Genomic DNA, 18,190 nt, shown 5'->3' with positions numbered 1-18,190 from the left:
GGAGAACGCAGACATGTTCAAGAGCAAACTCAAGAAGTGGCTGGGCAACGGCGTGACGGTGCTGCTGCTGGTGATCGGCCTGGTGCTGTGGATCAGCCTGCCGTGGATCGGCGTGCTGGCCGTGGCCGTGCTGGTGGCACTGTGGCTGCTGCTGACCCGCGGTGGGCGACTGGCACTGGCCGCCACCCGCATCGGCGTGGCCAGCCTGCCGCAGCGCTGGGGCGCGTCCTCGGTGATCGTGGTCGGCATCGCTGGCGTGGTCGGCGTGCTGGTGGCGATGCTGGCGATGGGCGAAGGCTTCCAGGCCACGCTCAACAACACCGGCGATGACACCACTGCCATCGTGCTGCGCGGCGGCTCGCAGGCCGAAACCAACTCGGTCATCACCCGCGAACAGGTGCCGACGCTGTCCACTCTGCCCGGCATCACTCGCGATGCCGAAGGCCGGCCGCTGCTGTCGCCGGAGCTGTCGCAGGTGGTCAACCTGGTATCGAAGTCCGACGGCACCGACGTCAACGCGCAGTTCCGCGGCGTCGGCCCGCAGGCGTGGGCGGTGCATGACAAGGTCAAGATCGTCGAAGGCCGCACGTTCGCCACCGGCCTGCGCGAGATCGTGGTCGGCCAGGGCGCCAAGGGCCAGTTCCGCGATCTGGACGTTGGCAAGACGCTGACCCTGGGCAACCAGACCTGGACCGTGGTGGGTGTGTTCGCCACCGGCGATGCGCATGACTCGGAACTGTGGACCGACGCCGATACGCTGGCCACCACCTACCAGCGCAGTGCGTGGCAGTCGATCAGCGTGCGCACCGATGGCAAGGCCGGCTTCGAGCAGTTCAAGGCCGCCGTCGCCGCCGACCCGCGCCTGAAACTGGACGTGGAAACCACCCGCGTCTACTACAGCAAGCAGGGCGGCGGGCTGACCAAGCTGATCGACATCCTCGGCAAGGTGATCGGCACCATCATGGCGGTCGGTGCGGTGTTCGGCGCGCTCAACACCATGTACGCGGCGGTCGCCACGCGTGCGCGCGAGATCGCCACCATGCGCGCGATCGGCTTCCGCGGCCTGCCGGTGGTGACGGCGGTGATGCTGGAGACGATGCTGCTGGCACTGCTCGGCGGCCTGCTGGGGTGTGCGGTGGCATGGCTGCTGTTCAATGGCTACAGCGTGTCCACCATCGGCAGCAACTTCAGCGCAGTGGTGTTCAAGTTCCATGTGTCGCCGGAACTGCTGTGGACCGGCCTGAAATGGGCGCTGGGCATCGGCCTGGTCGGCGGCCTGTTCCCGGCGCTGCGCGCGGCACGTTTACCCATCACCACGGCGCTGCGCGAAACCTGAGCATCACGCAGCGATACAACGCGCATTGCGCAGGGGACGGAGCGAACGCTCCGTCCCTTTTTCTTGCGCGTCATCCGCGAATGGCGTGGATCTACTCAGGGCGATGCAGCCAGGCCGGGTGATGAACCAGTACGTCCAGTAGATCCACGCCATGCGTGGATGGATGCCTGCACACACGCACTGCTACAGATTGCGGGAAATCCGCCGCTATCGATGCCTCTGCCCATCGCCAACGCAACGCACGTGACGTTGCGCACATCACATCTGTGGATTGTTGGTTGCGATTCATTTTCGCGCACATCCGTGGCGCAGAGACAAACAGTTACGAATGGAAACAATCTAGAATCGCGCCCCCCCACGTTGGTTTGCAGCACCCCACGCGCCCATAGAACGGGCGCTTGTTTTTACTGAAACACGAGATTTCACGGATGTCCCTGAAAACCACTCCGCTGCGCAACGCGATCGTCATCGCGCTGGCCGCCAGCTGCACCACCCCCGCCTTCGCACAGAGCACCGGCGACGCCACCACCACCCTCGACCGCATCGAAATCACCGGCTCGCGCATCCGCCAGGCCAGTGTCGAGACCGCACAGCCGGTGATCGCGCTCAACCGCGCCGAGATCGAGAAGAAGGGCTACGTCAACGTCGCCGACATCCTGCAGGACATTCCCGCTGCTGGTTCGCCGAGCATGAGCCGCGCGTCTTCGCTGACCTCCTCGCGCGACTTCGGCGGCATGTACGTCAGCCTGCGCAACCTCGGCCCGGAACGCAGCCTGGTGCTGATCGACGGCCGCCGCATGGGCGTCAGCGCCGGCGGCTACTCCGACCTGGCCTCGATTCCGTCGGCCATCGTCGAGCGCGTGGAAGTGCTGACCGATGGCGCGTCCGCGCTGTACGGCTCGGACGCCATCGCCGGCGTGGTCAACATCATTACCCGCAAGAACTTCGACGGTGGCCAAGCCAGCGTCTATGTCGGCCAGTACGGCCAGGGTGACGGCCAGAAGCGCTCCTACAGCGCCACCTTCGGCAAGACCTTCGACCGCGGCTGGTTCACCGTGGGTGCTGAGCGCACCAAGGAAGACGAAGTGCTGGGCAAGGATCGCGAGTTCAGCCGCTATCCCAACGGCCCGCGCCACCCGACCGACAACCTGAACGGCAACACCCCGTGGGGCTACGTCACCGTCGGTGGCAAGAACCTGACCGTGGGCCCGGGCGGCGATCCGAGCCAGAAGGGCAACTTCCACGCGCCGGATCCGGCCGATGGTGCCAACAGCAAGACCAACATGAGCCTGCTGACCGGCCTGGAGCGCACCTCGGTGTTCGCCAACGGCGGCTTCTCGATCACCGACGACCTGCGCATCGTCGCCGACGCGCTGTACAGCAAGCGCGAATCGACCAAGCAGCTAGCCGGCTACCCGTACTCGGTCAGCGCCGCCCAGGCGCGCAACGGCAGCCGTGCCGCCCTGTCCAAGGACAGCACGTTCAACCTGTGGGGCCAGGATGTGCTGTTCGCGCACCGCTCCGAGGAGCTGCCGCGCGGCACCGAGAACAATCTGGAGACCAAGCGCGCCAGCATCGGCCTGGAAGGCAGCTTCGAAACCGGTTCGCGGTACTGGGACTGGAACGTCAGCTACATGTACAACCGCAATGAAGGCGAGCGCATCGGTACCGGCAGCATGTACCAGCCGCACGTCAACCAGGCCGTCGGCCCGTCCTTCATGGATGGCAACGTGGCCCGCTGCGGCTCACCGGGTGCGGTGATCGCCGGCTGCGTGCCGTGGAACCCGGCTGCGCCGATGGGTTATACCGGCCCGGGCTCGCTGAGCAACCAGGACGTACAGGACTACCTGTTCGCCCGCTTCGTCGACAAGATGAAGAGCACCACCAAGGTGGCCAGCGCCAACATCTCCGGTTCGCTGTTCACCCTGCCGGCCGGCGACATCATGGGCGCGATGGGCTTCGAGCACCGCAGCGAAGAAGCCAGCTACACGCCGGACATGCGGGTGCAGAAGGGTGAGATTACCGGCACCAGCGGCCAGCCGACCCGTGGCGACTACTCGCTCAACGAGGTCTACCTGGAGCTGCAGGTGCCGCTGCTGGCCGATCTGCCGTTCGCGCGCGAACTGTCGCTGGACGTGGCCGGTCGCTACTCGGATTACAACAACTTCGGCTCGACCACCAACAGCAAGTTCGGCCTGAAGTGGAAGCCGATCGACAGCCTGCTGGTCCGCGCAACCTATGGCACCGGCTTCCGTGCGCCCACCGTGGATGACCTGTACGGCGGTACCGTCAGCACCCGCGATTCGTTCACCGATCCGTGCGATACCTCGTTCGGTACCGCGGCCACCAGCCCGACCGTTGCTGCCCGTTGCCAGGCGCTGAAGGTGCCGGCCAACTTCCGCCAGCTCAACAGCGATGGCACCGTTGCCACCAAGCCGGGCCAGCAGTCGACCGTCGACTTCAACTCGGGTTCCAACGCGGCGCTGAAGCCGGAAACCGCCAAGACCTGGACCGTGGGCCTGGTGTACAGCCCGGACTTCGTGGCCGGCCTGGATGTCAGCCTCGACTGGTGGAAGATCCGCATCAACAACGCCATCGTCTCCGAGACCACCAACAGCATTCTCGAGCAGTGCTATGTGCAGGGTTCGGACGCCGCCTGTGGTCGCTTCACCCGTGGCAGCAACGGCCAGGTCAACAGCCTGGACCGCTCGCTGGTCAATGCCGGTTTCCGCGAAACTGCCGGCTATGACATCAACGTGCGTTACCGCCTGCCGGAAACCACGTTCGGCCAGTTCGCCGTCAACTGGAACACCACCTACACCGACTACCTGAAGCAGCGCAACGACAACGCCGCGACCACGCCGGTGGAGCAGCGCACCAGCTGGGGCGGCGACTTCCGCGTCCGCTCGACCTTCAACCTGGATTGGCAGTACGGCGACCTCGGCATCGGCTGGACCGCGCGCTACTACTCCAGCATGAAGGAGAAGTGCTCGTACATGGACGAGTGCAACCTGCCGGGCTTCAGTTCGTCGTACACCAGTGCATCGCCGACCAACAAGGTGGGCTCCAACACCTTCCACGACCTGCAGGTGCGCTACAGCCTGCCGTGGGACGGCACCGTGTCGCTGGGCGTGAACAACGTCTTCGACCACCAGGGTCCGATCATGTACAGCCAGCCGAACAGCAGCTTCACCTACTACGGTGGCTTCGACATCGGCCGCTTCATGTACATGAAGTACCAGCAGCGCTTCTAAGCCTGCAACCGCGTTCCCGTCACAGCCAACTCTCTCCTGGCTGTGGATGGAAGCAGAGCGGCGCCCCTCGGGGCGCCGCTCTTTTTTGTGCACACGTGTCAGCCGAGCAGGCGCGGCGCTAGCGCTTGGCGCGCATCGTGCGGATGTTGTCGCCGACGAACAGCACCAGGCCGGCCCAGATCGCGGCAAAGCCGATCGCCTTTGCGGTGTCGAACGCTTCGTGGAAGAAGAACACACCCAGCAGCAGCTGCAGGCTCGGCGCGATGTACTGCAGGATGCCGACCAGCGACAGCGGAATGCGCTTCACGCCGTAGGCGAAGCCGATCAGCGGCACGGCGGTGACTGCGCCGCCGAAGATCAGCAGCAGGTCGTTGCGCCAGCCCCAGCCATGGAAGAACGCGCCGCCATGGCCGTTCTCGGCCCAGATCGCGAAGGCCAGCGCCGGCAGGAACAGGTACATGCTTTCCACGCCCAGGCCGGCCACCGGGTCGACCGAAACCAGCTTGCGCAACAGGCCATACAGGCCGAACGAACAGGCCAGGCCCAGCGCGATCCACGGCGGTGTGCCGGCGTCGATGGTCAGCCAGGCCACGCCCACCGCCGCCATCGCCACCGCCACCCACTGCAGGCGGCGCAGGCGTTCCTTCAGCACCAGCACGCCCAGCAGCACGTTCACCAGCGGGTTGATGAAGTAGCCCAGGCTGGTCTCGATGACATGGCCGGCGTTGACCGCCCAGATGTACAGGCCCCAGTTGAAGGCGATGGTCAGGCTCGACACCAGCAGGATCGGCAGCGCGCGCGGCTGCGCGGCGATCTTCTGCCACCAGCCCAGGCGCGAGCTGATCAGCAGCCAGCCCAGCACCAGCACGGTGCTCCAGATGATGCGGTGGGCGATGATCTGGAACGAGGGCACCTCGTTGAGCAGGTGCCAGTACACCGGCACCAGGCCCCAGATCACGAAGGTGGACGCGGTGACCAGCAGGCCCCGGCGTTGTTCTTTCTCATCCATGCTCATTTCTTTCTCGTCCTTGCCATCGTCAGCACCACCACACCCAGAAGAATCACCACCATCGCCAACAGGTCGCGCCAGCCGAACCGCTCACCGTTGAGCAGTGCGCCCAGCAGCACCGCGATCACCGGATTGACGTACGCGTAGCTGCCCGCCAGCGCGGGGCGCACGTTCTGCAGCAGCCACACGTAGGCGGTGAACGCGACGATGGAGCCGAACACGCACAGGTAGGCCATCGCCAGGAGGCCACCGGTATCGGGCAGCGTGGTCGGGCGCTCGCCCACCGCCAGGCCGATCAGCACCAGCAGCACGCCGCCGCAGAGCATCTGCCCGGCCGCGGTCATGAACGGGCCCGGCAGGTCCAGCCCACGCGCCCACACCGAACCGAAGGCCCAGCCGATCGGCGCGATCAGCAGCAGCACCAGCCCGGTCGGCGAGGCCGTCAGGCTGCTGCCGGCGTTGAGCCAGACCACGCCCAGGAAACCGATGGCGATGCCCAGCCATTCGCCCTTGCTGGCGTGCTGGCCACGCAGCGCCGAGAACAGCGCCATCCACAGCGGCACCGAGGCCACTGCGGTGGCGGCCAGGCCCGAGGACACCTCGCGCTCGGCCAGCACCACCATGCCGTTGCCCAGCACCAGCATGGTCACGCCCATGATGACCAGGTTGCGCCACTGCCGCAGGGTCGGGTTCGGCATCTTCCAGAACAGGCGCAAGGCCAGGAACATCAGGCCACCGGCAATGATGAAGCGGCTGCCGGAGACCATCGTCAGCGGCAGTGCGCCGCCGTGCAGGGCCTTGGCGATGCCCAGGTAGGTCGAGCCCCAGACCACGTAGACCAGCAGCAGTGCCAGCGCGACAAGGCCACCCCGGGGGGCAGCCGCAGACGAAGAGGGGGGAGCCGACATGACACACCAGGGAGCCGGGGGAACGCGGATTCTAGGACGTTTTGAGTATGGTCCGGGACCCCATACGGTGGCACGCTGTCATCCATCCATGCACCCTGCTCTGGTCTGCTACCCCGTGTTGACGGTCGATGCAGTACCAAGAGGGCTGCCCGGCCGCGCCGCCCCAAGGCCGGGCGCCGTTTTCCCTGCGCACGGACGCGCCGCATCGAGGATTCCCACCCAGATGAGCACCACGTCCCAACCTGCTGTCCCCGCGAACGACCGCGCCGCCCTGCGGCGGTCGATCTCCAACACCCTCAAAGGCTCCGCCGGCAACCTGGTGGAGTGGTACGACGTCTACGTGTACTCGGTGTTCGCCGTGTACTTCGAATCGCAGTTCTTCTCGCCCGACGACAAGAACTCCACGATGTACGTGTGGGCGATCTTCGCGGCGACCTTCCTGATGCGCCCGATCGGTGCCTGGTTCTTCGGCCGCTTCGCCGACCGCCATGGCCGCCGCCTTGCGCTGACCGTCTCGGTCACGCTGATGGCGCTGTGTTCGTTCCTGATCGCCATCACCCCCACCGCCGCCAGCATCGGCATCTGGGCCGCGGTCATCCTGCTGTTCGCGCGCCTGCTGCAGGGCTTCGCCACCGGTGGCGAGTACGGTGCCAGCGCCACCTACATGTCCGAGGCCGCCATTCCCGGCCGCCGCGGCTTCCTGTCCTCCTTCCACTACGTCACCCTGGTCGGCGGCCATGTGCTGGCCCAGCTGACCCTGCTGCTGATGCTGACCTTCTGGGGCAAGCCGGAGATCTCCGAGTGGGGCTGGCGCATCGCCTTCGGCATCGGTGGCATCGCCGCAGTGGTGGTGTTCTGGCTGCGTCGTGGCATGGACGAGTCGCTGTCGGAGTCGTCCATCGAGGCCGCACGCGAGGGCAAGGCACAGAAGTCCGGCTCGATGTACGAACTGTTCGTGCACCAGTGGCGGCCGCTGCTGCTGTGCTTCCTGATCACCGCCGGCGGCACCGTGGCCTTCTACACCTATTCGGTGAACGGCCCGAAGATGATCCAGAGCGCCTTCGCCGGCAACGATCCGATGACCGGCACCCTGATCAACCTGGGCGTGCTGGCGTTCCTGATGGTGCTGCAGCCGGTCGGTGGCTGGCTGTCGGACATCATCGGCCGCAAGACCCTGCTGGTGTTCTTCGGCGTCGGCGGCGTGCTGTACAGCTGGTACCTGATCACCCAGCTGCCGCACCAGCATGACGCCACCCTGGCCTTCCTGACCCTGGCCATGGCGTTCGTCATCCTCACCGGTTACACCTCCATCAACGCGGTGGTGAAGGCCGAGCTGTTCCCCACCCATGTGCGCGCACTGGGCGTGGGCCTGGGTTACGCGCTGGCCAACTCGCTGTTCGGCGGCACCGCCCCGCTGCTGTACCAGGGCGCGCTGAAGACCGGCCACGTCGACTGGTTCGCCATCTACGTGACCGCGACGATCGCGGTATCGTTGGTGGTCTATGTGTTCTTCCTCACCAACAAGGGCCCGAACTGGCTCGACGGCACCCGCAAGTAAGCGCGTTGCCCTGATCGCGGCCACCGGTGCACTGCCGGTGGCCGCTGCGTCTCCCGCCACGCCATTGATGTGGATCGCGGCGACGCTGGCCGCAGCCACGGCATTGGCCTGGCTGCTGCGCCGCCCCAACGCACAGGCCGCGTGGCCGCGCATCGGATTCGGGATTGCCCTGCTGGTGTTCTGCGCCGCGCTGGCGCTGCAGCTGGCGGTGGACCTGGGCAGCGGCCACAGCTCGCTGCAGCTGCGCCTGCATCGCGGCATCAATGCAGGGTCGCCGGTTGGACTGCGCACGATGGTGGCGTGCTATCTGGCAGCGCTCGCCGCCAGTGGCTGGGGTGCGTGGACGCTGCTGCGCCGGCGCTGACGAATACCCGGGCGTGCCGGCCGCTGGCCGGCAACCTCATGAACCTCCAGAAAGAGCAGGGAGTTGCCGGCCAGCGGCCGGCACTACCTCAACGGCGGGCCGCTTCGCTCTTGTCGCGCGCGCCGCGGAACACCGATTCCTTTTCCCACGTCGGCCAGCGGCGGCTGTTGGCCAGCTCGGCGCCCAGGTCGTAGACCAGCAGGGTGTCGGCGGCGTGGCCACTCGGGTCCCAGCTCGGCGTCCACGCATCGCAGGCCTGGTGGTAGCAGTCGGCGAAGTACTTCTCGCGCAGCGCGCGGCCGGCTTCAACACCTCCGTCCAGCTTGTCCAGGCCCGGGCCGATGGTGATCGCCGGCACGCCCAGGCGGGCGAAGGCGAAGTGGTCGGCACGGTAGAAGAAGCCGGCTTCCAGGTTCGGGTCCGGGCTGTAGCTGCGGCCGCGGGCCTTGGCCACGCGTTCCAGGTCGCCTTCCAGCGAGACCCGGCCCTTGCCCCACGAGGCGATGTCACGGGTCGCACCATCCGGGCTGAACATCTCGATGTTCAGTACTGCGGCGGTCTTGTCCAGTGGCGCCAGCGGGTGTGCGGCGTAGTAGCTGGCACCCAGCAGGCCCTTCTCTTCGGCGGTCAGGGCCACGAAGTACAGCGTGCGCTGCGGCTGCGGGCCGGCGGCGAACACCCGGCCCAGTTCCAGCACGGTGGCCACACCGGTGGCGTTGTCGATCGCACCGCGGCGGATGCGGTCACCCTTGGCGTCGGCCTGGCCGATACCAAAGGCATCCCAGTGCGCGGAGAAGATCACCGCCTCGTCGGCATGCTCGCCACCGGGCAGCTTGGCCACCACGTTGCGGGTCACCACCTGCTCGCGCTTGAGCGCGAAATCAACGCTCAGCTTCGCGTTGTCCAGCGCCACCGGACGGAAGTCGGCGCGCATCGCCTTGCGCTTCTCGGCATCGAAGTCGAGGCCGGCGTCGGCGAAGATCGCCTCGGCCAGTTCGCGCTGCATCCAGCCACGCAGCGGGGTGTGCTGGGCCATCGCCTCGGCCTGGCCGCGCTCGATGTCGAACAGCGGCGAAGTGCCCGAGCTCTTCACCGTGGCCCAGCCATAGGCGGCCGGTGCGGTCTCGTGCACGATCAACACGCCCTCGGCGCCACGGCGCGCGGCTTCCTCGAACTTGTAGGTCCAGCGGCCGTAGTAGGTCACCGCCTTGCCGTCGAACGCGCCCGGCGCATCGGCTTCGAAATCGGCGTCGTTGATCAGCACGACGGCGATCTTGCCGTGCAGGTCCACGTCCTTGTAGTCGTTCCACTGGCGTTCCGGCGCGTCGATGCCGTAGCCGACGAACACCAGCGGCGCATCCTTGATCTGCACGCGCTTGCGCGGCTGCAGGCTCTGCAGGGTCACGTCCACGCCGTTGGCCAGCGCGCGCTTGCCCTGCTTCAGCGACAGGCTGGCCTTGGCCGCGCCATCCAGCTGTGCGCGCACCAGCGGCACCGGCTGTACCCAGCTGCCATCCACGCCACCCGGCTGCAGGCCGTAGCTGCGGAACTGCTCGATCAGGTACTGCACCGTGCGTTCTTCGCCCTCGGTGGCCGGCGCGCGGCCCTCGAATTCATCCGACGCCAGCACATGCACGTGGCGCGATAGTGCCTGCGGATCGATACCGCCACCCGGCAGGTCGTTGGCCGCATGGGCCAGGCCACCGACAAACAGGCAGGACGACAGCAGCAACACGCGCATCGGATTCACGGCAGTACCACGGCTAGCTTGGAAGTCACCAGAGTGTAACGTGGTCGTGACATCACGGCGCAGCCTGGGTCCACGTCATCCACGCGTGGCGTGAATCTACCTGCTGATGCGATCCAGCCAGCAGGCCAGGCCTTGGGCGTTGAGTTCGATGTCCATCGCCAGCACCGCAGTCACCGCCGCATCGTCCAGCGCACAGCCATGCAGCTGTGCACGTTCCAGGTACAGCGCCTGCAGTGCGGCCAGCAGGCAGCGGTGGCGGTCCGGTCGGCCATCGCACTGGCGGCCGATGGCGGCCATCGCATCGATCTGCTCGAACAGGTCGTCGGCCAGTTTCTCCACCTGTTCCACACGACCGTAGTGGGTCAGGTACATCGCTTGCGGCGCGTAATCGAGCATGCGCCGGATCGAGGCCTTCATCGCCTCCGGATCGAACTGCACCGGCGATGAGGTGGGGAAGATGAAAGCGCCCTGCGCACTGTCCAGCTCGCGGTAGGAGATGCCGAACGTATCGCCGGTGAACCAGCTGCGGCTGCGCGCATCCCACACGCAGTAGTGGTGCAGCGCATGGCCCGGCGTGTGCAGCAGCACCAGCTCGCGGCCGGCCAGATCGATGCGGTGGCCGTCTTCGGCCGCCACCACGCGGTGCTCCGGAATCGCCTCGATGCGGCCATAGCTGCGCGCGATCTCTTCGGCGCCATACACCGCCGTGGCACCCGCAATCAGGCGGGTCGGATCGATCATGTGCGGCGCACCGCGCGGATGCAGCACCGCCTTCGCATTCGGCAACTGCTGCATCAGCAGGCCTGCACCGCCTGCATGATCCAGATGCACGTGGGTGAGCAGCAGCCAGTCCACCGCCTCCACGCCCAGGCCGGCATCCGCCAGCGCCTGCAGCATCGCCGGCACCGACAGGCCTGTGCCGCAGTCGACGAACGCAGCGCGGCCGTTCTCAACGATCAGGTAAGCCGCGTCGAAATCCGGGCGCTGGAAACCGGTATCGATGGTGTGGATGCTGGGGTCGGCGGTCATCGGCACGCACCTGGCAGGATCGGGAACAGACCCCCATGGTAGGCGCGCAGGCGGCCCGGGTTCGATGCGGCTTTGGTCGGGTAGTGCCGGCCGCTGGCCGGCAACCTCGGGATAGCCAAGAGAATGCATGTGCCGGCCAGCGGCCGGCACTACCGATCAGCCGGAGCGCAATGCGAACCGCGGCCGCAGCAACAGGGCCAACACCAGCACCGCCAAGAACGCGCCGTAGGCGTACAGCACCGCCAGCACCTGCGGCCAGATCGGGCCCGCGCCCGGCTGCACCACGCCAATGCGGTAGCCCCACAGCATCGACACGATGCTCAGCGCGAATGCGAGCACCAGGGTGGTGCTGTCGAACAGGCGCCGCCGCGCGGTGCGCGGCTGGCGCGGGAACAGCCAGTACAGGCTGCCCAGCAGCAGGAACCAGGGCAGGAACAGCAGCAGCGACAACCAGGCCATCGCAGACTCCATGTCATCGCGCCGGAGGCGCGCGGACATCATGCCATGACCTTCGTTCACGGGTAGTGCCGGCCGCTGGCCGGCGTTTTCCTATGCAGTGCCGTGGTAGTGCCGGCCGCTGGCCGGCATTTCCTATGCAGTTGCCGGCCAGCGGCCGGCACTACCCCTTACGCTTCGCGCAGCATGGCCAGGGCCGCCAGCACGGCGTCCACTTCGGCTTCCAGCTTGAACAGCTCGCTCTGCAGCTGGTCACCCTGCTCGGCCTGCTTGATCACCGCGATCAGCTGGCCCGCATCGCGCGGCGAATCGAAACCTTCGCTCTGGATCAGCAAGGTGCCGTCACCAGCGGTCAGCTTGAAGTAGAAGCGGCCATCCTTTTCGCGGTACTGCTTGAACAGCGGCGGTGCCACGCGGGCCACGCCGGCATCCTCGCTGGCGATATCGCCCGCGCTGGACAGATCACGCAGGCCCACCGCGTGGCGCAGCTCGTCCAGCAGCGGTGCCGCCAGCTGCTCGCGCAGCTGCTGGCCACGGCGCTTGAGCAGCGCTTCGATCTTCTCCGGCTCGGCCATCAGCGCGTTGTAGCGCTCGCGCAGCGGCGACAGCTCGCTGTCGATGCGCTCGAACAGCTGCTGCTTGGCATCGCCCCAGCTGATGCCGGCGGCGAACGCCTTGGCGAATTCCGCGGTCTGTTCCGGGGTGGCGAACGCCTGGTACATCTGGAACAGCGCCGAGCCCTCGGTGTCCTTCGGCTCGCCGGGTGCGCGCGAGTCGGTCAGGATCGAGAACACCAGCTTCTTCAGCTCCTCGCGCGGCACGAACAGCGGAATGGTGTTGTGGTAGCTCTTGCTCATCTTGCGGCCATCCAGGCCCGCCAGCGTCGCCACCTGCTCGTCGATCACCACGTCCGGCAGCGGGAAGTACTCCTTGCCGTACACATGGTTGAAGCGCTGGGCGAAGTCGCGCGCCATCTCGATGTGCTGGATCTGGTCGCGGCCCACCGGCACCTGGTTGGCCCTGAAGATCAGGATGTCGGCGGCCATCAGCACCGGGTACATGAACAGGCCGGCGCTGACGCCTGCATCCTCGTCCACGCCTTCCTCGCGGTTCTTGTCCACGGCCGCCTTGTAGGCATGCGCGCGGTTGAGGATGCCCTTGCTGGCGATGGCGGTCAGGAACCACATCAGCTCGGTGGTCTCGCGGATGTCGCTCTGGCGGTAGAACCACACGTGTTCCGGGTCCAGCCCGCAGGCCAGCCAGCTGGCCGCGATCTCCAGGGTCGCGCGCTGGGTGCGCTGCGGGTCCTGCGACTTGATCAGGCTGTGCAGGTCGGCCAGGAAGAAGAAGCTCTCGATCCCCGGCGCGCGGCTGGCCGCAATGGCCGGACGGATGGCGCCAACGTAGTTGCCCAGGTGGGGCGTGCCGGAGGGGGTGATGCCGGTAAGGACTCGGGTCGTCATGACTGCGTGGGGTAACCTTCGATGAACGGGGCCAGTTTACCTTGCACGCCACCAACCCCGTCAGGGCCTGCGGCGCGTTCATTCACGCAACCCCGCTGGAGACGCCCGATGAAACGCCTGCTGCCCCTGCTGCTGATCCTGCCCCTGGCCGGCTTCCGCCCGGCCCCGATGCCGCCGCCGGTGTACGAGGGCGGCCCCGTGCGCATGGCCCTGGTCGACCGCGACCGCGGTACCGAACTGCGCAGCTACCCCGCCGAGGGCCAGCGCTGGGTGGCCGGCGAGCGCGGCCACCGCTACGCCGTGCGCCTGTACAACGACAGCCCGCGCCGGGTGCTGGTGGTGCTGTCGGTGGACGGCGTCAACGCCATCTCCGGCGAAGATGCCGATCCTTCGCAGACCGGCTACGTGCTCAATCCCGGCCAGCGCGCCGACATCACCGGCTGGCGCAAGAGCCAGGACGAAGTGGCGCAGTTCGTGTTCAGCAGCCCCAGCGGCAGTTATGCCAGCCGCACCGGCCGCCCGGACAACATCGGCGTGGTGGGCGTGGCGGTGTTCGAGGAAGCGCGCCGCTGGCGTCCGGATCCGATCCTGCGCCGTGGCCTGCCGCTGCCAGCCCCGGCGGCGGAAGCGTCGGCCGATGCCAGTGCCAGCAGCAGCCGCATCGAGGGCTATTCCAGCAAGTCGCAGGCGCCAGCGCTGGGCACCGGCCACGGTGCTCGCGAGCAGTCTTCGGTGCGCGATACCGACTTCGAACGCGCCAGCCGCAGCCCCGCACAGGTACTGCAGCTGCGTTACGACAGCGCCCGCAACCTGCGCGCGCGCGGCATCCTGGTGGATTCGCCGTCGCGCCTGCCGCGCGAACCACAGGCCTTCCCCAACCGCTACGTGCCGGACCCGCCGGCGCGCTGATCGTCCCGCCCAGACAACACAACGCCCGCAACCTCTCGGTGCGGGCGTTGTGCCGTGGGGGAAACCGAAGTGCTTACTTGTAGTCCGGGTAGTCCTTGCTCACGGCGTCCTGGAACTCACGCACTTCCTTCTCCGCGCGGTCCTTGGCCCAGCCATAACGTTCCTGCAGGCGACCGGCCAGATACTCGGCATTGCCTTCGGCCACATCGAAGTCGTCGTTGGTCAGATCGCCCCACTTTGCCTGGGCCTTGCCCTTCAGCTGCGACCACTTGCCGGAAATGATGTCTTTGTTCATTGCTGGGAGTCCTTGGTTGCAACGGCGTTCTTACCGTGGCTCCAGCTTCGCGCAGCGGCTGTTGAATACCGGTCAACCGGCAATGAAATAGATGCTCACCTGCTTGAATGGTTCACTCCGCTTCGACAGCACGCAGCGAAAAGCACGCACAAAAAAGGCCGGGGAAATCCCCGGCCTTTTCTCTTTCCGTTCCGTGCAGGGCTCAACGGCCCTTCGCGGTGTCCTCGACCTTCTCGCCCGCCTTCTGCACGTCCTTGCCGGCACCGGCAATGGTGTTGCAGCCGGCCAGCAGGGCCACCGAGAACATCGACAACAGCATCAGGGCAACTACGCGCTTCATGGGCTTCTCCTTGGGTTTGCCGCTACACCGCTTCATTCGCGGATGGGATTGTTTCGCTCGGCGGGAGAAGGCCAACGCCCACCACCGCCGCGTGAAGTGCAATCTGGCGGCAGTGGCGTGGAGCGGGCGTGAACGGATCACAGATCCGTTCAGGCGGCGCCGTCAGTCACGCATCAGGGTGGACTTGCCGAACAGGCTTTCGACCAGGTCCACGGCCAGTTCGGCGGTGGCATTCTGCTTGTCCAGCAAGGGGTTGAGCTCGACGATGTCCAGCGAACCCATGCGCCCGGTGTCGGCGATCATCTCCATCACCAGCTGCGCCTCGCGGTAGTTCACCCCGCCCGGCACAGTGGTGCCCACGCCCGGCGCGATGCTCGGGTCCAGGAAGTCCACATCGAAACTGACATGCAGGTGGGTGTTCTCGTCGATGCCGGCCAGTGCGGCTTCCACCGCGCGCTTCATGCCGTTCTCGTCGATGTAGCGCATGTCATAGACATCCACCTTGTGGGTCTTGATCAGGCGCTTCTCGTCCGGGTCCACCGAACGGATGCCGATCTGGTGCATCTGCGCCGGAGTGATCGCCGGCACGGTGCCACCAAGGCGGGTCAACGCATCCGGGCCGAGGCCGCACAGGCAGGCCACCGGCATGCCGTGGATGTTGCCCGACGGGGTCACGTCGCTGGTGTTGAAATCCGAATGGGCATCCAGCCACAGCACGCGCAGGGTCTTGCCCTGTTCGCGGCACCAGCGCGCCACGGCGGTGATCGAACCAATGCCCAGGCAGTGGTCGCCACCGAGCATGATCGGCATGCGGCCAGCCTGCAGTTCGGCGTAGCTGGCTTCCATCAGTGCATGGTTCCACGCCACCACTTCATCCAGGTGGCGGTAACCCTCGACCGGGGCGGTCCACGGGTTGCGCGGGCCATCCAGGTTGCCCAGGTCGCGCACGTCCACGCCGCGCGCCTCCAGCGCCTCCGGCAGGCCCGCCACGCGCAGCGCTTCCGGCCCCAGCCGTGCACCGCGATGGCCCGCACCGACATCGGTGGGAACGCCAATCAGGGATACGGAAATGGGATGGGCCATGGGTGCCTCCTGCGGGGGAAAAAGAAGCACAGTCTAGCCAGAGCTGTGTGACACCACTCGCGGCGGTGCAGCAGGGCATTGGCATGGCATGATGCCGCGCGGACCCAGCCGCCCCTCATGGAAGATTGCGATGTCGCCCTTCATCAACACTACCTGGCCGCGCTTTTTCTTCGGGGCGCTGCCCTTTGCCGCTTTTGTGCTTCTGTTGAACGGTACGGTCGATGCGACGCCGAACGGTTGGTTGATCCAGACGGCGCTCCTGCTGGTGCCGTTCTCGACCTTGGTATTCCTCGGGTTGGGTTGGCAGCGTCTGCGCAAGGCACACGCTGAATATCCAATCCTGAAGAACGAACTGCACCGTATGCTGGCGGCGTTGATCGGTAACGTGAAAGTGGCCGCGCTGTGGTTCGGCCTGACCTTGGTCGGAACGTTCGCCCTGATGCTGGCGTGGGTATTGCTGCGGAAGACGTGTGGCTGACGCGCGGCGGGTCGCGCTCAGAGAATCGCCGACGACCACGCTTCGGTGCGGAACAGGCGCTTCTTCAGCACGTCGATCCGCCATTGCCCTGCCACGCGCTTGAGCACGAACAGGCGTTCGTAACGTAGCGCGCGGGATTTCTGTGCATGGTCACGTACCAGCACTTCGGCCTTGGAGGCCGTCAGCTGACCGACGGCGGCCAGCAGATCCTCCGGCACGTGCACCGGCGGATTGCCCACCGACATGCCCGTGGAATACACCCGCTTCCGGTCGGTACACCAGGCCGCAAGGATGTTCGCGCGCTCCTGTTGGAATGATGGACTACCGAGCAGGTCTCCACCGGCCTTGGCATCACGGTAACCACGTGTTTCCCACGCATGGCAGGCCAGCATATAGCCACGCACCACGGCTGCCGGTTCCCCTTCTGCGGCCGGTTCAGGCCACACAAGCGGCGGCGCCTCCTCCAGCACCGGTGGCATCTGTGCGCCCGCTGCCTGCAGGCACTGCACCACAGCCGCATGCCCGCGCGCTTCGGCCAGCGACAGCGCATTGCGTCCTTCGAAATCCACGCGTGCAACATCAGCACCGCCAGCCAGCAACAGCTCGACCATCGGCAGATGACCGCCCTGCGCCGCCACCATCAGCGGTGTGCGATGCAGTTCCGGCGAGGCCACGTCCAGCGAGGCGCCGCGCGCGATCAGCAGGCGTCCGATGTCTGCGTCGTTGCGCTCGGTCGCCCATCCCAGTGCGGTAAAGCCCACCGCCGTGCAGGCATGCTCGATGTTGGCACCGCGGTCCAGCAGCCGCGCCACCGCGTCAGCCTTTCCGGCGATCACCGCCGACAACAACGGCGTGCGTCCGGTGCCTTTGTGCCGCCACTCGATGTCCGCGCCGGCATCCAGCAGTGCGTCGATGCGGTCGAGATCCTGTTGTTCGGCCGCCTTGGACAGGAGGTGGGACATGGGGGGCTTCCATAGGGTTGGCACAGGCCCGGTAGCTTAGTGCCGTCGCAACGCCGGGGCCACTTTGTGCCGATGTGAAGCACCGATGCCGTTGGCCGCTTATGATGATCGGGTGGGTGAACTGTGCGGTCAGTTAAGTTGGCTTTACGCGTCGTTTCGCCCTGCGCGCAGGTGGCTGCGCTGCGATGGGGTATATGCCCGCACGTTCCAGCGCTGCGCGATATGTCGCTTTTGCCATGCAACTGCGCAGAACAAGCCAAACGCGATAATTCATTTTTCCTCTCGGATCGCCCGATGCCATCGAAACAAACGACTGGCAGGCGGTGATTCTGCGTGCGCATGATGAATCGCCACCTGAAAAGGTGGTCGGGTCTTCCAAGCCCGCGTAATCGATGCTGTATACGCTTGCCAGCCGGCGCCGTCTTCCCAAGAGCGGCGCCGGCTGGCAATCCGTTCGCCGATCGACGGCGGGCGGTGCGTGGGGGCCCCGTGCCCGCCGGCTCATCGATTCCCGGTCTTGGAAGCCACGCATCGCCCGCCACCCTCTTCGGGTGGCGCCTCTGTTCCTGACGAGGATGCCCGCATGTCCAACGCCCATCACCCCTACCTGACCGCAACCTTGGGCGAGGCCGCCCTGCGCCTGCCGCCCGAACTGGCGCAGCCGTTGGAAGCGGCCTTCGCCGCTGCGAACGAAGCGCCCGCGCCGATCAATCTGCCCGGCTGCCTGCAGCGCATCCGCGCCGGTGATGCCGCCGACGGACAGCCGTGGACGGGGCCCGCCAGCACACCCGGCCAGGCCGTGGCCGCCGCACGCCGGGACCGCGCTGCGGTTGGCCTGGTGTCGCTGCTGGAGCTGTATCACGCCGCTGAGCGCGTGCGCGTAGACGGGGAAGAGAAAGACGATATCGGCGATGGTGCGCGCGAGGGGCTGATATTGGCCTGCCGTGGTTTGGCGGAGTATGTGGCGTTGCAGGTGGGTGGGAGGTAGCTGGCGAG

17 protein-coding genes are annotated in these 18,190 nt (G+C 66.6%); 7 read left to right on the top strand and 10 right to left on the bottom strand.

The window, feature by feature from the left end:
- Positions 1 to 13: 13 nt before the first annotated feature.
- The gene (locus tag ACZK2R_RS01210) at positions 14 to 1,336 is read left to right on the top strand and encodes an ABC transporter permease (protein ID WP_032128171.1); all 1,323 of its coding nucleotides are present in this window, start codon (positions 14 to 16) and stop codon (positions 1,334 to 1,336) included.
- Between the two features lie 428 nt (positions 1,337 to 1,764).
- Positions 1,765 to 4,590: a TonB-dependent receptor gene (locus tag ACZK2R_RS01205; protein ID WP_180838484.1), complete on the top strand. Its 2,826-nt coding sequence runs from the start codon at positions 1,765 to 1,767 to the stop codon at positions 4,588 to 4,590.
- Between the two features lie 118 nt (positions 4,591 to 4,708).
- Here the strand turns inward: ACZK2R_RS01205 and rarD are convergent, their stop codons facing one another.
- Positions 4,709 to 5,605 carry an EamA family transporter RarD gene (gene rarD, locus ACZK2R_RS01200; protein ID WP_032128173.1) on the bottom strand — a complete coding sequence of 299 codons (897 nt, stop codon included), beginning with the start codon at positions 5,603 to 5,605 and terminating at the stop codon, positions 4,709 to 4,711.
- Positions 5,602 to 6,507, bottom strand: coding sequence for a drug/metabolite exporter YedA (gene yedA, locus ACZK2R_RS01195; protein ID WP_180838483.1), 906 nt, complete (start codon positions 6,505 to 6,507; stop codon positions 5,602 to 5,604). The genes rarD and yedA overlap by 4 nt, the downstream gene beginning before the upstream one ends.
- A 223-nt stretch (positions 6,508 to 6,730) precedes the next feature.
- On the opposite strand from yedA, the gene ACZK2R_RS01190 reads away from it, so the two are divergent.
- A complete protein-coding gene (locus tag ACZK2R_RS01190; protein WP_010486964.1) occupies positions 6,731 to 8,065 on the top strand; it encodes an MFS transporter in 1,335 nt (444 codons plus the stop codon).
- A gap of 67 nt (positions 8,066 to 8,132) precedes the next feature.
- Positions 8,133 to 8,429 (top strand): hypothetical protein, encoded by a 297-nt coding sequence (locus ACZK2R_RS01185; RefSeq protein WP_180846179.1) that lies wholly within the window; start codon positions 8,133 to 8,135, stop codon positions 8,427 to 8,429.
- 88 nt (positions 8,430 to 8,517) lie between these two features.
- On the opposite strand, the gene ACZK2R_RS01180 is transcribed toward ACZK2R_RS01185, so the two are convergent.
- The 4 genes from ACZK2R_RS01180 to ACZK2R_RS01165 form a co-directional block, all read right to left on the bottom strand.
- Entirely contained in the window at positions 8,518 to 10,170 is a 1,653-nt protein-coding gene (locus tag ACZK2R_RS01180; protein WP_180838494.1) for a M28 family metallopeptidase, read from the bottom strand.
- A 105-nt stretch (positions 10,171 to 10,275) separates the two neighbouring features.
- Positions 10,276 to 11,208 carry an MBL fold metallo-hydrolase gene (locus ACZK2R_RS01175; RefSeq protein ID WP_071229395.1) on the bottom strand — a complete coding sequence of 311 codons (933 nt, stop codon included), beginning with the start codon at positions 11,206 to 11,208 and terminating at the stop codon, positions 10,276 to 10,278.
- Between the two features lie 156 nt (positions 11,209 to 11,364).
- Positions 11,365 to 11,667 (bottom strand): hypothetical protein, encoded by a 303-nt coding sequence (locus tag ACZK2R_RS01170; protein WP_065724234.1) that lies wholly within the window; start codon positions 11,665 to 11,667, stop codon positions 11,365 to 11,367.
- 167 nt (positions 11,668 to 11,834) lie between these two features.
- Positions 11,835 to 13,127 carry a tryptophan--tRNA ligase gene (locus tag ACZK2R_RS01165; protein WP_180838609.1) on the bottom strand — a complete coding sequence of 431 codons (1,293 nt, stop codon included), beginning with the start codon at positions 13,125 to 13,127 and terminating at the stop codon, positions 11,835 to 11,837.
- Between the two features lie 108 nt (positions 13,128 to 13,235).
- Between ACZK2R_RS01165 and ACZK2R_RS01160 the strand changes: the two genes are divergently transcribed.
- Positions 13,236 to 14,036, top strand: a complete 801-nt coding sequence (locus tag ACZK2R_RS01160; protein ID WP_180838608.1) for a hypothetical protein — start codon at positions 13,236 to 13,238, stop codon at positions 14,034 to 14,036.
- 73 nt (positions 14,037 to 14,109) lie between these two features.
- On the opposite strand, the gene ACZK2R_RS01155 is transcribed toward ACZK2R_RS01160, so the two are convergent.
- From ACZK2R_RS01155 to rocF, 3 genes are all read right to left on the bottom strand, one after another.
- Positions 14,110 to 14,331, bottom strand: a complete 222-nt coding sequence (locus ACZK2R_RS01155) for a CsbD family protein (protein ID WP_004153772.1) — start codon at positions 14,329 to 14,331, stop codon at positions 14,110 to 14,112.
- A 202-nt stretch (positions 14,332 to 14,533) separates the two neighbouring features.
- Entirely contained in the window at positions 14,534 to 14,671 is a 138-nt protein-coding gene (locus ACZK2R_RS01150; protein WP_008266021.1) for an entericidin A/B family lipoprotein, read from the bottom strand.
- A 162-nt stretch (positions 14,672 to 14,833) separates the two neighbouring features.
- Positions 14,834 to 15,754, bottom strand: coding sequence for an arginase (rocF, locus tag ACZK2R_RS01145; protein ID WP_049462319.1), 921 nt, complete (start codon positions 15,752 to 15,754; stop codon positions 14,834 to 14,836).
- Positions 15,755 to 15,884: 130 nt separating this feature from the next.
- On the opposite strand from rocF, the gene ACZK2R_RS01140 reads away from it, so the two are divergent.
- On the top strand, positions 15,885 to 16,232 hold the full coding sequence (locus tag ACZK2R_RS01140) for a hypothetical protein (RefSeq protein ID WP_180838607.1): 348 nt from the start codon (positions 15,885 to 15,887) through the stop codon (positions 16,230 to 16,232).
- A gap of 17 nt (positions 16,233 to 16,249) precedes the next feature.
- Here the strand turns inward: ACZK2R_RS01140 and ACZK2R_RS01135 are convergent, their stop codons facing one another.
- Complete coding sequence (locus ACZK2R_RS01135; RefSeq protein ID WP_180838606.1) at positions 16,250 to 17,194, bottom strand: ankyrin repeat domain-containing protein; 945 nt, start codon at positions 17,192 to 17,194, stop codon at positions 16,250 to 16,252.
- A 583-nt stretch (positions 17,195 to 17,777) separates the two neighbouring features.
- Between ACZK2R_RS01135 and ACZK2R_RS01130 the strand changes: the two genes are divergently transcribed.
- On the top strand, positions 17,778 to 18,182 hold the full coding sequence (locus ACZK2R_RS01130; protein ID WP_032128185.1) for a hypothetical protein: 405 nt from the start codon (positions 17,778 to 17,780) through the stop codon (positions 18,180 to 18,182).
- Positions 18,183 to 18,190: the final 8 nt, after the last annotated feature.

This window comes from Stenotrophomonas sp. 96582_Sma (assembly GCF_056480905.1).
Note: the sequence above shows the minus strand (reverse complement) of the source record. Positions and strands in the feature narration are given on the sequence as shown.

Bases quoted from the DNA above. Each gene is read 5' to 3' on its own strand.
- ACZK2R_RS01210 (WP_032128171.1), top strand. From the start codon at position 14: ATGTTCAAGAGCAAACTCAAGAAGTGGCTGGGCAACGGCGTGACGGTG.
- ACZK2R_RS01205 (WP_180838484.1), top strand. From the start codon at position 1,765: ATGTCCCTGAAAACCACTCCGCTGCGCAACGCGATCGTCATCGCGCTG.
- rarD (WP_032128173.1), bottom strand. From the start codon at position 5,605: ATGAGCATGGATGAGAAAGAACAACGCCGGGGCCTGCTGGTCACCGCG.
- yedA (WP_180838483.1), bottom strand. From the start codon at position 6,507: ATGTCGGCTCCCCCCTCTTCGTCTGCGGCTGCCCCCCGGGGTGGCCTT.
- ACZK2R_RS01190 (WP_010486964.1), top strand. From the start codon at position 6,731: ATGAGCACCACGTCCCAACCTGCTGTCCCCGCGAACGACCGCGCCGCC.
- ACZK2R_RS01185 (WP_180846179.1), top strand. From the start codon at position 8,133: ATGTGGATCGCGGCGACGCTGGCCGCAGCCACGGCATTGGCCTGGCTG.
- ACZK2R_RS01180 (WP_180838494.1), bottom strand. From the start codon at position 10,170: ATGCGCGTGTTGCTGCTGTCGTCCTGCCTGTTTGTCGGTGGCCTGGCC.
- ACZK2R_RS01175 (WP_071229395.1), bottom strand. From the start codon at position 11,208: ATGACCGCCGACCCCAGCATCCACACCATCGATACCGGTTTCCAGCGC.
- ACZK2R_RS01170 (WP_065724234.1), bottom strand. From the start codon at position 11,667: ATGGCCTGGTTGTCGCTGCTGCTGTTCCTGCCCTGGTTCCTGCTGCTG.
- ACZK2R_RS01165 (WP_180838609.1), bottom strand. From the start codon at position 13,127: ATGACGACCCGAGTCCTTACCGGCATCACCCCCTCCGGCACGCCCCAC.
- ACZK2R_RS01160 (WP_180838608.1), top strand. From the start codon at position 13,236: ATGAAACGCCTGCTGCCCCTGCTGCTGATCCTGCCCCTGGCCGGCTTC.
- ACZK2R_RS01155 (WP_004153772.1), bottom strand. From the start codon at position 14,331: ATGAACAAAGACATCATTTCCGGCAAGTGGTCGCAGCTGAAGGGCAAG.
- ACZK2R_RS01150 (WP_008266021.1), bottom strand. From the start codon at position 14,671: ATGAAGCGCGTAGTTGCCCTGATGCTGTTGTCGATGTTCTCGGTGGCC.
- rocF (WP_049462319.1), bottom strand. From the start codon at position 15,754: ATGGCCCATCCCATTTCCGTATCCCTGATTGGCGTTCCCACCGATGTC.
- ACZK2R_RS01140 (WP_180838607.1), top strand. From the start codon at position 15,885: ATGTCGCCCTTCATCAACACTACCTGGCCGCGCTTTTTCTTCGGGGCG.
- ACZK2R_RS01135 (WP_180838606.1), bottom strand. From the start codon at position 17,194: ATGTCCCACCTCCTGTCCAAGGCGGCCGAACAACAGGATCTCGACCGC.
- ACZK2R_RS01130 (WP_032128185.1), top strand. From the start codon at position 17,778: ATGTCCAACGCCCATCACCCCTACCTGACCGCAACCTTGGGCGAGGCC.